The following is a 13,494-nucleotide window of genomic DNA, read 5'->3' on the forward strand; positions in this document are numbered from 1 at the left end:
GCCTGCGCTTTTTCTTAGAGGCGTTGCCCCTCACCCCGACGCCTCTTGAAGCCCCTCCCATCAGGGCGCGGTCGCATCTGCCTGAGGGTCGCCGGCATCGGCGGTGGCGGGTTCGGATATGGGTTCCGGCGGCAGCGGCGCCATCCAGGGACGGGATACGCCAGCCTTGCGGCTGGATTCGGCGACGAGCGCGCCGTCGCGGAGGGCGAAGGCGAGCGTCCCTGTCCGCGCAAGTTTCGCCGGGGTCAGCACCTCTGCTGGGCAGGTCTTGGGCGGCGGATCGCGGGTGACGACCATACGGGCGTTCAGGCAGTCGGCCTCCAGGCTTTCGGCGCGGCGCGAAATGGCGATAGTGCCGCCGCCGGGCAGCGGCGCGGTGCAGCCGAGCGGATCGCAGGTGAATCCGGCGGCAAGGTCCTTCGTTCCGGCCGTGCGGCGGTCGCCCTCCCGCGTCAGCCACTGCTCCACCACGAGTTTCTGGCCCGAGGCGCCGAGCACCGAAAGCCGCCCGTCCGGCATCCGCACCGCTACCGTCTGCGCATCGGGCGCTATGAGGAGGTCCGGCTTCAGAGGCGCGCCTGCCACCAGGGCGGCGAGGCCGAGGGGCACCAGCGCCGCGAGGGTGAGGACGCCGCGCAGCAGGCAGAGGGCCAGCAACGCGAGCGAGAGCCACAGCAGCGTCCCGGTGCCGATGAAGGCGGCGCGGATGTCGGCGCCCGGCAGTGTGCCCACCCAGTCGGACACCGCCGTCATGATCTCGATGCCGCGCCCCATCACCGGCCAGGCGAGATGATCCCAGCCGAACGGCATCAGCAGCACGCCGGCCAGTCCCGCCGGCATCACCAGGAAGGACACCGCCGGCATGGCGGCGAGGTTGGCGAGAAGCCCATAGGGCGCGACCCGCTGAAAATGGAAGATGCCATAGGGCGCCGTCGCCAGCCCCGCGACCAGCGAGGTCAGCGCCGTGCCCGCCACCAGCACAGCCACCCACGAAACCACCGCGCCGGCGATGCCATCCGGCCGGGGGATCGCCCGCAAGGGCTGGAGCCGCTCATAGGCGGCGACGAGGGCGAGGGTAGCGGCAAACGACATCTGCGTTCCCGGGTCCAGCGCCGCCTCCGGCGTCAGCGCCAGCACCACCACCGCCGCAACGCCCACCGATCGCAGCGACAGGGACGGCCGCCCCACCATCACGCCCGCCAGCACGAGCCCGGTCATGACGAAGGAGCGCTGGGCCGGGACGTCGTTGCCCGACAGCACCAGATAGAAGGCGCTGCCCGAAAGCGCGATCAGCGCCGCGATGGACTTGATGGGCAACGACACCGCCAGCCCCGGCACCAGCGCCAGCAGGCCCCGCGCCAGCGCGAACAGGGTGCCGGCCACCAGCGCCATGTGCAGGCCGGAGATGGAGAGGATGTGCGAAAGGCCGGAGACGCGCATGCTCTCCTCCACCGCCCGCGGAATGCCGGAACGGTCGCCGGCGACCAGCGCCACCGCCACTTCGGCCGGGACGCCGGTGAGCGAGGCGCGGATCCGGGCCGAGAGGCTCTGGCGCACCCCATCCAGCCCCATGGCGAGGCGCACGGACAGGGGCGGATCGCGCGGCGCCGCAGCCTTCGGGCGGCCGAGCCCGTAGCCGATGGCGCCGATGCCCTGAAACCACGGCGCGCGGCCGAAATCGTGGGCGCCGGGCATGGCGGGGCCGGAGGGCGGCAGCAATTGCGCCAGCTGCGTTACATGGCTGCCCACCGGCGGCGCCCAGTCCTTGCGGAGCGAGAGCCGCACCAGCGCCGGGGCATTGGCGAGCCCGCGCACGGCGTCTCCATCAAGCCGCAGCAGGATGCGGTCGCCCGTGGTCCGCCGCTCCACGCGCTCGATGAAGCCGGACAGACGCACCGGGGTCTTTGGCGGCACGATCATCTCGTGGGCGATGAGCGCGGTGCGCACCCCGCCCGCCGCAAAACCGGCTGCAGTTGCGAGCAGTACCGCGGCGATGCCGAACGTCACGGGGCGGGCCCGCGCAGCCAAGGCTGCCGCCGCAAATGCGGCCACCAGGACGAGACTGGCGACGAGCGACGGCTCGGTGGACGCGCCGAAGTAGAGCAGGAGGCCGGCGGTAAAGGCGGCCGGAAGCCACAGGATCAGCCGCCCCGAGGCCGCCTCGGCAGCGACGTCACGGGCGATGCGGGCCTTTAGCGCATCGGCGAAGCGGACAAGCCCGCGCGTGGAGAGCGCCGGGAGCGCGCCCGCGGCTCCCCGCCCCCCTGTCCGCGCCCTGCCTGAGGCCCGCTCGTCCATCCTCGCCCGCCGAGGGGCCGGTCCGGGCCGCGCCCGCCCCGTGTTCCTTGTGCCCCGCCTCTATGCTACACGGGCGCCTCCCGCGCGCCATGTGGTTCGGTTTGCGTTCCGCAGGGCTGCCGCACGCGCGTCTTCCGTCCAAGCGGACCCAATCCCGCCGAGCCCCGCCCGATGTCGCAGATCGTCACCCGCTTCGCCCCCTCGCCCACCGGCTTCCTGCATATCGGCGGGGCGCGCACGGCGCTGTTCAACTGGCTCTATGCCCGCCACACCGGCGGCAAGATGCTGCTGCGCATCGAGGATACGGACCGCCAGCGCTCGACCAAGGAGGCCATCGACGCCATCCTCGAAGGCCTCTCCTGGCTCGGCATCGATTGGGATGGCGATCCCATCTACCAGTTCGCCCGCGCCGAGCGGCATCAGGCCGCGGTGGCGGAGATGCTGGCGAAGGGCAATGCCTATCGCTGCTATGCCACCCCCCAGGAGCTGGACGAGATGCGCGAGCTGGCCCGCAAGGAGGGCCGCCCGCCGCGCTATGACGGCCGCTGGCGCGACCGCGACCCCTCCGAGGCGCCGGCCGACCGCGCGCCCGTCATCCGCCTGCGCGCCCCGCAGGAGGGCGAGACGGTGATCGACGACATGGTGCAGGGCACCGTGACCTTCCCCAACAAGGATCTCGACGACCTCGTGCTGCTGCGATCGGACGGCACGCCCACCTACATGCTGGCGGTGGTGGTGGACGACCACGACATGGGCGTCACCCACATCATCCGCGGCGACGACCACCTCACCAACGCCGCCCGCCAGACGCAGATCTACCGCGCGCTGGGCTGGGACGTGCCGCGCATGGCCCACATCCCGCTCATCCACGGGCCGGATGGCGCGAAGCTCTCCAAGCGCCACGGTGCGCTGGGCGTCGATGCCTATCGCGACATGGGCTATCTGCCGGCGGCGCTGCGCAACTATCTGGTGCGCCTCGGCTGGAGCCATGGCGACCAGGAGGTGTTCTCCACCGGCGAGATGGTCGAGTTCTTCGACCTCGACAAGGTCGGCCGTTCGGCCGCGCGCTTCGACTTCGCCAAGCTCGAAAGCCTCAATGGCCACTACATGCGCGCCTCCAGCGATGCCGAACTGCTGGCCGCCATCGACGCGCTGCTGCCCCACCTGCCGGACGCCGAGCACCGCCTGCCGCGCATGACGGACACCCGCCGTGCCCAGCTCGCCGCCGCCATGCCGGGTCTGAAGGAGCGGGCGAAGACGCTGGTTGAGCTGCTCGACAACGCCGACTTCATCTTCGTCGAGCGGCCCATCCCGCTGGACGAGAAGGCGACGACCCTGCTCTCGGCCGAGGGCCGCGCCCACCTCGGCCGGCTCGTGCCGCTGCTGGAAGCCGTGGAATGGACCGCCGCCGCCACCGAGGCCGTGGTGCGCGGGTATGCGGAGGCGCAGGGCGTGAAGCTCGGCGCCGTGGCGCAGCCACTGCGCGCCGCGCTCACCGGCAAGTCCACCTCCCCGCCGGTGTTCGACGTGCTGATCGTGCTCGGCCGCGAGGAGAGCCTCGGCCGGCTCCGGGATCAGGCGGCTTGAAGGCGGCCACCGTCACCGTCGCGCTGGATCTGAAGGGGCTGAAATGCCCCCTGCCCGCTTTGCGCACCCGCAAGGCGCTGGCGCAGGCGGCGGCGGGCACACGGCTCGTCGTCACCTGCACGGACCCCATGGCGGTGATCGACATTCCGCACCTCGCCCACGAGACGGGCGCGGTGCTGGAGACGCAGGAGGTGGAGGCCGGCCTCCTGACGTTCGTGCTGGTGAAGCCGGCCTGAGATGAAGCCGGCCTGAGAGGCGCTTTGCCCCGCTCAAGCGCCGCGCGGGCTTTGCGTCTCGCTCAAACGCCTCGCGGGAGCTTTGCCTCGCTCAAGCGCCGCGCGGGCTTGGAGGGCTCACGCCGTCAGCGGCAGCGCCCGCTCCACCAGCCGCACCCAATAGGACGCCCCATAGGGAATCGCGGCATCGGCGAAGTCGTACTGCGGATGGTGCAGGCCGGCGGACGGACCGTTGCCGATGAAGATGTAGGCGCCGGGCTTCTCCTCCAGCATGTAGGCGAAGTCCTCGGCCGCCATCAGCGGCGGCGCGGCGGCGTCCACCTCCGAGGCGCCGGCCACCTCGCTCGCCACCTCGGCGGCGAAGGCCACCTGATCGGCGTGGTTGCTGGTGACGGGATAGCCTTCCTTGAAACTCACCGTGGCAGTGGCCCCATAAGCGGCGGCGACGCCTTCCGCCACCTGCCGGATGCGTTCGCGCAGCTGCGCGCGCACGCCCTGGTCCAGCGTGCGAGCGGTGCCGACGAGGGTGGCCGAGGGCGGCAGCACGTTGTCCGCCTCTCCCGCATGGAACATGGCGATGGAAACCACCGCCGCCTCCAGCGGATCCACATTGCGCGACACGATCTGCTGCAGCGCCATCACGATGGCGGCGCCGGTGAGCACCACGTCCACGCCCTGGTTGGGCCGAGCCGCATGGGCACCGCGCCCGTCCACCACGATCTCGATATGGTCAGCCGAGGCCATGATGCCGCCCGGCCGCATGGCGAAGCGGCCCACCTCCAGCCCCGGCAGATTGTGCATGCCGTAGACTTCGCGGACGGGGAAGCGCGCGAACAGGCCGTCGTCGATCATCGCCTTGGCACCGGCCCCACCCTCTTCCGCCGGCTGGAAGATGAGCACCGCCGTGCCGGAGAAGACGCGGGTTTCCGCCAGATGGCGTGCAGCGCCGAGCAACATGGCGGTGTGCCCGTCATGGCCACAGGCGTGCATCTTGCCGGGAGTCTCGGACGCATAGGCGGCGCCGGTCTTTTCCCGAATGGGCAGCGCGTCCATGTCGGCGCGCAGGCCGATGAGCGGGCCATCCCCCTTGCCGCGAACGATCCCCACCACGCCGGTGCGGCCGATGCCGGTGATGACCTCGTCGCAGCCGAAGGCGCGCAGCTTCTCCGCAACCGAAGCGCTGGTGCGGTCGAGGTCGTACATCAGTTCGGGATGGCGGTGGAAATCCTGCCGCCAGGCCGCGATCTCGTCGGCGCGGGCAGCGATGTGGTTGTTGACCGGCATGGCAATTCCAGAAGCAATTGAGCGACCATGGTGCGGAAGCCATCCTGCCCGGTCAATGCCCGCGCCCGCGCTGCCCCCGGCGAAATGCCGGGACATCCGCCCCGCCCGGCCTTGACCCCGCCGCCTTCGCACCCTAACCAACGCGTCAAGTGAGCCCGTAGCTCAGCCGGTAGAGCACGTGACTTTTAATCATGGGGTCTCGGGTTCGAATCCCGACGGGCTCACCAACCTCGCCTCGAGATATTTTTATTGCTGCAGTCTCAATGGGGTAGAGATACGGCAATTTGGTATTATGCCTTAGAAGGTGGACTAAACCCTAGACCAGCTCCCGCCGATCGCGACTCAGGAACCCAGCGCTTGAAGGGCCTCCCAAAGCTTTTGGACAAGAGGAACCGCTGCCGACACACCAATGACCCCATCCTTGAGCGACTTCATCAGAGCCGAAATTACCGCAGGCTTCCGCCCTTCAATTACTTGTTGCGAGAGCGCCTCGATCAATTCCACCATTTTCGCCTGTTCATCCGCCGTGAGCTCGTGAGCCGAGAGAACTACCGCAGTGAGTGCTTGAATTAGTTTTCCAATACCCTCGGCGTCCGACCCTTGAGTCTGCGTTATGGCAGTATCTATTTTTTGGATACTGCCGGTGTTGATGATACCGACTTGGCTGTTGGTCAAATTGAAATGGTTCAACGTGGGCGATCCTTGTATTGCACGAGCGAGCGGCTCAAGGGGTATTCGACCACCTGGAATAAGGGGCCACATCACTGCATCCATGTCGTCCAATGCCCGATTGGCCATTGCCGCGCTCATCAAGAAGTGTTGCGCGTGAATGCGAGAAAGGATTCCGTAGCAGTGGAGACATAGCGCTACCCCCTCCACTTCGTAGAAGGCCGGCCTTTCGCACTGGTGGCATTTCATCAGCGTGGACCTAAGGCTTCAATTGGATGCGCACACCCATAGGTAGCAGAAGTCAGGCTGCTTTGGCGATACTACGCCGCCGCCCTTGTCTCCCGGAACAACCGCCCTCACCTCTATTGGGCGCCCACGCTGGCCGTTCTTGCCGGAACAGACGAATTCAGCCTGAGCGAACATAGCGCCAAAATGGCTTGTTAGAATTTTTCATTGTCACTGAAATTCACCCTGCTATGCTTGCCCCATGAAGCTCGCGGAATGGCTCTCGGCAACCGGTACGAAGCGCAGCGCGTTCGCGCGGCAGGTGGGCATGTCCCCCGCCAGCGTGACGGCCCTGTGCAATGACGAGCGCGCCTGGATCTCCCGCGAGACGGCCGAAAAGATCGCCGAGGCGACCGGGCAGCAGGTGACGCCCAACGATTTCCTCGGCCTTTCCACGCCCATCCGAGGTTTGCCCGTGACCGATACCACCCAGGCCCGCGTCCAGTCCGCCATCGAAGCCATCGCGCGCGGGGAGATCATCGTCGTCACCGACGATGACGACCGCGAGAACGAAGGCGACCTCATCCTCGCCGCCTCGCTGGCGACGCCGGAGAAGATGGCCTTCGTCATCCGCAACACCTCCGGCATCGTCTGCACGCCTTTGCCCCCGTCCGAGGCGAAGCGGCTGCGGCTCGATCCCATGGTGTCGAACAACGACGCGCCCATGGGCACGGCCTTCACCGTCTCCATCGACGTGCGCCACGGCACCACCACAGGCATCTCGGCGGAAGAGCGCACCAACACCGTGCGGGCGCTCGCCAATCCCAACATGGGCGCCGGCGATTTCGTGCGGCCGGGCCATGTCTTCCCGCTGATCGCCCGCGAGGGCGGCGTGCTCATCCGCTCCGGACACACGGAAGCGGCGGTGGATCTGTGCCGCCTCGCCGGCCTACCGCCCATCGGCGTCATCGCCGAGCTGGTGAATGACGACGGCACGGTGCAGCGCGGGCCGCAGGTGACCGCCTTCGCCGAGAAGCACAACCTTACGCGTATCTCGGTGGCGGACCTCATCGCCTATCGCCAGGCGCGCGAAAAGCTGGTGACGCGGGCGGCGGAATTTCCGGTGCCGACCATCGTCGGCGAGTTGCAGGGCTATTCCTATGTGACGCCCTTCGACCCGGTGAACCACCTCGCCCTCGTCAAGGGTCGCATCGGCGACGGCGAGAAGGTGCTGGTGCGCCTGCACCGGGCCGATGCCATCGCCGACGCCTTCAGCGGCGGCAAGATCCTGCAGAAGAGCCTGGAGCGGATCGACGCCGAGGGCCGCGGCGTGCTGGTCTATCTGCGCGACGGCACCAGCGGCGTGCCGGCTGTCGCCATGGGCCAGAATTCCGAGAAGAGCACCAGCGAGCTGGAGCGCGATCGGCACTGGCGTGAGGTGGGCCTGGGGGCGCAGATCCTGCGCGACCTCGGCATCCAGTCGATCCGCCTTCTGGCATCCAAGACCCGCACCTATGTGGGCCTCGCCGGCTTCGGCATCGAGATCGTCGGCACCGACACGCTCGATTGAGCCATTAAGGGGCCGGGCAGGCGCCGGCCCCTAACCCGTTGTGAAGTTTCAAAGACACTTGCGTGACGCCTCCAGCGCACGCCATTGCAACGATTCCGCCGCAAAACGTGACAGGCCCTGAGGCGGCAAAGCTCTTCTCCCGGGACGGGATCGGTGTCAGCATTTCACGGACGTGATGCCGCACCGTTCCTTCCACGGGAGGAAGCTGTCCATGTCTTCGCGCCAAATGTCTTCGCGCTCGACGTCTTCGCGCCGGCTCTGTGCTGTCGATCCCGCCCGCCTGCTGACGGCGGGCCTTCTCGTCCTCGGCCTTCTCCACACAGCGCCCGCCGTTGCCGGCGGCTCCGGCAAGGTCGCCGTGGATGTGGAACTGGTCCTCGCGGTCGACGTCTCCTATTCCATGGACGCCGACGAGCTTGCCCTGCAGCGCGAGGGCTATGCTTCCGCCATCACCTCCCGCGAATTCCTCGATGCGCTGCGCCTCGGCCCCAACGGGCGCATCGCGGTCGAATATGTGGAGTGGGCCGGCGAGAACGAGCAGAAGATCGTGGTGGACTGGCGCATCATCGATGGCCCCGAGAGCGCGAAGGCGTTCTCCGAGGCGGTGCGGGCCGCGCCCATCCGGCGCATCTACCGCACCTCCATCTCCGGCGCCCTCTTGTTCGCCGCTGACCAGTTCGACCTCAACGGCTTCCGCGGCCTGCGCAAGGTCATCGACGTGTCAGGCGACGGCGTGAACAATCAGGGGCCGCCCGTGGCGCTGGCGCGCGATTCGGTGGTCAGGCGCGGCATCACGGTGAACGGGCTGCCGCTGCTGATGAAGCGCTCCGCCTCGTCGGCGCTCGATATCCCGGAGCTGGATATCTATTACGAGGACTGCGTGACCGGCGGCCCCGGCGCCTTCGTCATTCCGGTCGAGACCATGGCGGAGTTCTCCCGCGCCATCCGCACCAAGCTGGTGCTGGAGGTGGCGGGCGTGGTGCCGAAGCCGGCACCGGGCCTGATCCAGCACGCTTCCGCCGAGCAGCCACGCATCTCCTGCACCATCGGCGAGAAGATCTGGATGGATCATTGGGCGAATTGAGGCCGCGGCGGGATGGGCGTCCGTCTCGATAACGCAGTCGTCCTCCGGTTGAGCCGGAGGACGACGCAGATCGGCCGCTTCAGCGCGCGTCCACCAGCGGCACCCCGCGCAGGTCCTCGAGGCTGCCAGCTCCCGCAACGAAGGCGGCGATGCGCAACTGCTCGGCCAGCAGTTCGAAATGGGCAATGACGGCTTCGGTGGAGGTCACGGCCGCCTTCAGCGTCGCCGCCGCCTGTCCCACGAGATCGGCGCCGAGACGGATGGCCTTCGCCGCGTCCACGCCGTCGCGGATGCCGCCGGACGCGATGATGGGAACGTCCGGGAGCGCCGCGCGCACCTCCACCACCGCATCGGCGGTGGGAATGCCCCAGCCGGCGAAGGCGTCGGCCAGCGCACGCGTGCGGCCGGTGCCCCGGGCGCCTTCCACCAGCGCCCAGTTGGTGCCGCCCGCCCCCGCGACGTCGAGCGCGGCCACGCCGCACTTCACCAGCCGGCGGGCGACGGCGGCGGACAGGCCGAAGCCCACTTCCTTCACCACCACCGGCACATGGAGATAGACGCACAGGCTGGCGATGGCGTGAAGCACGCCGCGCCAGTCGCGGTCGCCGCCCTCCTGAATAGCCTCCTGCAGCGGATTGAGGTGAATGACGAGCGCATCCGCTCCAATCATCTCCACCGCGCGGCGCGCGTGGTCGCGGCCATTGGGGGCGAGCAGCTGGGCGGCACCGAGATTGGCCAAGAGGAGCACATCCGGCGCGCGCTTGCGCAGCTCGCCACCGAGCCCGCCGACCGCGCCGGTTTCCACCGCGATGCGCTGCGAACCCACGCCGAGGGCGATGCCCAGCGCCTGCGCAGCCTCGGCGAGGTGCGCGTTGATGGCCTCGGAGCGCGCCGGCCCACCGGTCATGGCGGAGATGAGAAGCGGCGCCTTCAGCCGGCGGCCGAGCACGCTGGTGGAGAGGTCCACCGCATCGAGGCTCAGCTCCGGCAGCGCGCAATGGACGAAGCGCCAGCGATCGAAGCCCGCATCCACGCGGGAGGCGACGCGATCACCGGAGAGAACGATGTCGATATGATCTTCCTTGCGCCGACCGGCTGCGTTCTCGTCCATGCCCCTCCCGGCACTCCTTCGTCCCGTCGATTGCCACGCGCGATTTGCGCCGCGGCGCAGGTGCCACAGGCCGGCAAAATGTGCGGCGCGGCACAGGTCCCGCACTGGCATCATTGTGTAAGCGGTGATCTAAAGTCATTCAAGGCAACGTATGTGCCTCATGCAGGGGGATCGTCGCTCCGGGCGGCCAAGAACAGAGTGAGGGGGCGTATGGGGCAGAAGGGCGGACGGGACCGGCGGACCGAAGCTTCGGCGATGGCCTCCCGGGAAGCGCTGTCGGCGGCGGCTGGCGGTGTCGTGCTCGCCGTGGCGGCGCCGGATCCCGAGCCCGCGCACGCCCCGGATACCGCCCTGCCGGAATTCCCGCCGCGCTCCCGGGACCTCTCCTATCTCCGTGCCGTTGTGGACCGCAGGCTCGGCCTGCTGGTGCCGCCGGCTGCGTCTCATCCTGCCGTGCTGCATGCCGCCATGCGGCACATCCTGCTCGCCCCCGGCAAGCGGCTGCGGCCGCTGCTCGTGATGGCGGCCGCCATGCAGCTCGACGCCTCCGAGCATGCGGTGCTCGATTTCGGCTGCGCGCTGGAGATGATCCACGCGTCGTCCCTCATCATCGACGATCTGCCGTGCATGGACGACGCCATGGTGCGCCGGGCCCAGCCGACCACCCATGTGAAGTACGGCGAGGACGTCGCCGTGCTGGCGGCGGTGGCGCTGCTGTCGCGGGCGCTCGGCGTCGCCGGTGCCGCGCCGGGCACGAGCGATCCTGTGCGGCTCGACGCGGTGTGCATCCTCTCCAAGGCGGTTGGCTCCCTCGGCCTGTGCGGCGGCCAGTATGACGACTTGCGCCCGAGCCCCGGCCGCTCCGTCGCGGCCACCGAGGACGTGAACCGCCGCAAGACCGGCGTGCTGTTCTCCGCCGCCGTGGAGATCGCCGGCCGCGCCGCCGCCGCTGACGAGGTACAGACCGGCCACCTCCGGGCGCTCGCCGGCCACGTGGGCAGCGCCTACCAGATTCTCGACGATATTCTCGACACCTCGGGCTCGGCCGCGGCCCTGGGCAAGGATGTGGGCAAGGACTCGAACAAGGCGACGGTCATCGCCTCTCTCGGCGCGCCGCGCGCGCGCAAGCTGTTGTCGGAGCACTTGGCGGGGGCGCTCGCAGCCTCTAAAGAACTGGGGCCCAACAAGGAGGGCCAGCAGCCCCTGCGAGATTTCATGACCGCTGCCTTCGGAGAACTGATGGGGCCGCTGGCGCCGTGAGCGCCGCCGCCCACCATTACGACGACCCGAAAGACGAAAGCCCGGCCCCGCCCCTCGCCATTCTCGGCCTCACCGCAGGCTATGGCGCGCGCAACGTGCTGGCTGGCGTCGATCTCGTGCTGCGCGCAGGAACGGTCACTGCCCTCGTCGGCCCCAATGGGGCAGGCAAGAGTACCTTGGTGCGGGCCATCTGCGGTCGCATCCCGCCGCGCACCGGAATCGTCCGCATCTGCGGCATCCCTGCCGCCGAGAGCGAGGCGCGGGCCCGCATCGGCCTCGCGCCGCAGGACATCGCCCTCTATCGCGCCCTGACCATCGCCGAGAACCTCGCCGTCTTCGCCCGCCTCGCCGGCGTGCGCCGGGCGGACGTACCCGCTTGCGTCGCCGGCGTGATGGCGCGCACCGGCATCGAGGAGCGCGCCCACGAGCGCATCGATCGGCTCTCCGGCGGCTGGCAGCGCCGCGCCAACGTGGCGGCGGCCCTCGTCGGCAATCCGCGCCTGCTGGTGCTGGACGAGCCGACCGTGGGTGTCGATGCCCCCGCCCGCGCCGACCTTGCCGCGCTGGTGCAGCGCCTCGCGGCGGATGGGCTCGGCATTCTCGTCATCACCCACGATTTCGCCTTCGCCGAAGAGGTGGCCGAGCGCGTCGCGATCCTGTCCGAGGGGCGTATTGCGCTCGAGGGGCGCCTCGCCGCCCTCATCGCCGCGCGCTTCCCTAACCAGCGGCGCGCCGCCGTGACCTTCGCCACGCCGCCCTCGCCCAACGGGCGGCAGGTGCTCGCCCTGCGTGGGCTGAGCGGCGATGAAGGCGGCACCTCCTTCAGCGGCGTCGTCTCCGATACGCCGGAGGGCGCGGGCGGGCTCATCGCCGCGCTCAAGGTGGCCGGCCTCGTGCCGCGCACCATCGCCTTCGAGGCCGCGGGCCTTGATGCGCTCTATGCCGACGTGACCGGGAGCCCGCCGCCATGATGGGCGCCATCGTTCGGGCCATGGCGCTCACCCTGATGCGCGACCGCGGCGCGCTGATGATGACGTTCGTGCTCCCACCGGTGCTGTTCATCCTGTTCGCCGCGGTGTTCGCCGGCACGGGGGGCGAAACCTCGGTCATCAAGGTGGCGGCGGCACGGACCACGGATGCGCCGTCGGCCACGGCCTTCCTCACGGCGCTCGGCCGCGCCAGCGACAACGATCTCGTCCTCGTCACGCCCGAGGAGGTCCGCGCCCGGGTGGCGGACGGCCGCGCCGATGTGGGTCTGGTGGTGCGGGGCGACGTGGCTGCCGCCACGGACAAGCCGCCGCTGCTGGTCATCACGGACCCCGCTCGCAATGTTGCCGCCGCCCTGCTCTCGGCGCGCATCCAGCGGGTGTTCACCGACGACCTCCCCGGCCTCGCCATCCGCCGCGTCGCGGCGCAGATCCAGGTGCTGGTGGGCGCCTTCTCGCCGGAGCAGACATCGCGGCTGGAACAGTCCATCGCCCGCGCGCCGGAGCTGGTCGCGGGGGGCGGCGCCGAGCTGATGGAGCGCCAGCCGCTCACCCGCCGCCGCTCCGAGCCGGGGGTGAGCTATTATGCCGGCGCCATCGCCATGCTGTTCCTGCTGTTCTCGGCCGTGCAGGGCGCCGGCAGCCTGGTGGAGGAGCGGCGATCCGGCGTGTTCGACCGCATCGTCATGAGCCGCGGCGGCGTGCTGGCGCTGGTGGGGGGCAAGCTCGCCTTCCTGATTTTGCAGGGCCTTGCGCTCTCGGCGGTGCTGTTTGCCGTGGCACAGATCGTCTATGGCGTGAACGTGCTGCCGAATTTCTGGACCTTCGCCGCCGTCGCGATCGCCGCCTCGGCCGCCGCCGCCGGCATCGCCCTGCCGCTGGCGGCGGTGTCGCGCACCCGCCAGCAGGCGCAGACGCTCTCCACCTTCGCGGTCCTGCTGCTCTCCGCCGTGGGCGGCAGCATGGTGCCGCGCTTCCTCATGCCGGAATGGTTGCAGCAGGCGGGTGTGCTGACCCCGACGGCCTGGGGCATCGAGGCCTTCCAGGGCGCTCTCTGGCGCGGCGAGGGCATGGCGACGCTGGCGCCGTCGCTCCTGATCCTGCTCGGCTGGGCCGCCGCCGGTGCCGCCGTCACGCTCTGGTTCATCCGCCGACAGGTCCGGCTGGCCTGACCGTCCGGCTCC

At 69.6% G+C, this 13,494-nt stretch carries 11 protein-coding genes and 1 tRNA gene; 8 read left to right on the top strand and 4 right to left on the bottom strand.

The annotated features are described in order from the left end of the window. Positions 1–60: 60 nt before the first annotated feature. Positions 61–2,298, bottom strand: coding sequence for a ComEC/Rec2 family competence protein (locus ACT54R_RS23280; protein WP_476330744.1), 2,238 nt, complete (start codon positions 2,296–2,298; stop codon positions 61–63). 171 nt (positions 2,299–2,469) lie between these two features. Here ACT54R_RS23280 and gltX point away from each other — a divergent pair, with 171 nt between their 5' ends. Beyond that, positions 2,470–3,885 (top strand): glutamate--tRNA ligase, encoded by a 1,416-nt coding sequence (gene gltX / locus ACT54R_RS23285; protein WP_476330747.1) that lies wholly within the window; start codon positions 2,470–2,472, stop codon positions 3,883–3,885. Then, complete coding sequence (locus ACT54R_RS23290; RefSeq protein WP_476330750.1) at positions 3,882–4,121, top strand: sulfurtransferase TusA family protein; 240 nt, start codon at positions 3,882–3,884, stop codon at positions 4,119–4,121. Before gltX ends, ACT54R_RS23290 begins: the two co-directional genes overlap by 4 nt. Positions 4,122–4,238: 117 nt before the next feature. Here the strand turns inward: ACT54R_RS23290 and ACT54R_RS23295 are convergent, their stop codons facing one another. Next, positions 4,239–5,405 (bottom strand): M20 aminoacylase family protein, encoded by a 1,167-nt coding sequence (locus ACT54R_RS23295; protein ID WP_476330753.1) that lies wholly within the window; start codon positions 5,403–5,405, stop codon positions 4,239–4,241. A gap of 151 nt (positions 5,406–5,556) precedes the next feature. Here ACT54R_RS23295 and ACT54R_RS23300 point away from each other — a divergent pair. Next, positions 5,557–5,632: transfer RNA gene (locus tag ACT54R_RS23300), tRNA-Lys, on the top strand. Positions 5,633–5,747: 115 nt separating this feature from the next. Here ACT54R_RS23300 and ACT54R_RS23305 read toward each other — a convergent pair. Beyond that, a complete protein-coding gene (locus tag ACT54R_RS23305; RefSeq protein WP_476330756.1) occupies positions 5,748–6,095 on the bottom strand; it encodes a hypothetical protein in 348 nt (115 codons plus the stop codon). Positions 6,096–6,561: 466 nt separating this feature from the next. Here ACT54R_RS23305 and ribB point away from each other — a divergent pair, with 466 nt between their 5' ends. Together ribB and ACT54R_RS23315 are read left to right on the top strand one after the other, a co-directional pair. Then, entirely contained in the window at positions 6,562–7,869 is a 1,308-nt protein-coding gene (ribB, locus tag ACT54R_RS23310; protein WP_476330759.1) for a 3,4-dihydroxy-2-butanone-4-phosphate synthase, read from the top strand. A gap of 226 nt (positions 7,870–8,095) precedes the next feature. After that, positions 8,096–8,953, top strand: a complete 858-nt coding sequence (locus tag ACT54R_RS23315; RefSeq protein ID WP_476330895.1) for a DUF1194 domain-containing protein — start codon at positions 8,096–8,098, stop codon at positions 8,951–8,953. Positions 8,954–9,032: 79 nt separating this feature from the next. Here ACT54R_RS23315 and fni read toward each other — a convergent pair whose 3' ends face one another. Next, positions 9,033–10,064: a type 2 isopentenyl-diphosphate Delta-isomerase gene (fni, locus tag ACT54R_RS23320; RefSeq protein ID WP_476330761.1), complete on the bottom strand. Its 1,032-nt coding sequence runs from the start codon at positions 10,062–10,064 to the stop codon at positions 9,033–9,035. A gap of 255 nt (positions 10,065–10,319) precedes the next feature. Between fni and ACT54R_RS23325 the strand changes: the two genes are divergently transcribed. From ACT54R_RS23325 to ACT54R_RS23335, 3 genes are read left to right on the top strand one after another with little or no spacing between them, the layout of a single operon-like run. Beyond that, positions 10,320–11,324 (top strand): polyprenyl synthetase family protein, encoded by a 1,005-nt coding sequence (locus ACT54R_RS23325; protein WP_476330764.1) that lies wholly within the window; start codon positions 10,320–10,322, stop codon positions 11,322–11,324. After that, the gene (locus ACT54R_RS23330; protein WP_476330767.1) at positions 11,321–12,295 is read left to right on the top strand and encodes an ABC transporter ATP-binding protein; all 975 of its coding nucleotides are present in this window, start codon (positions 11,321–11,323) and stop codon (positions 12,293–12,295) included. Before ACT54R_RS23325 ends, ACT54R_RS23330 begins: the two co-directional genes overlap by 4 nt. After that, positions 12,292–13,482, top strand: a complete 1,191-nt coding sequence (locus tag ACT54R_RS23335; RefSeq protein WP_476330770.1) for an ABC transporter permease — start codon at positions 12,292–12,294, stop codon at positions 13,480–13,482. Before ACT54R_RS23330 ends, ACT54R_RS23335 begins: the two co-directional genes overlap by 4 nt. The last annotated feature ends 12 nt before the right edge of the window (positions 13,483–13,494 follow it).

The sequence above is a fragment of the Xanthobacter sp. DMC47 genome (genome assembly GCF_056313845.1).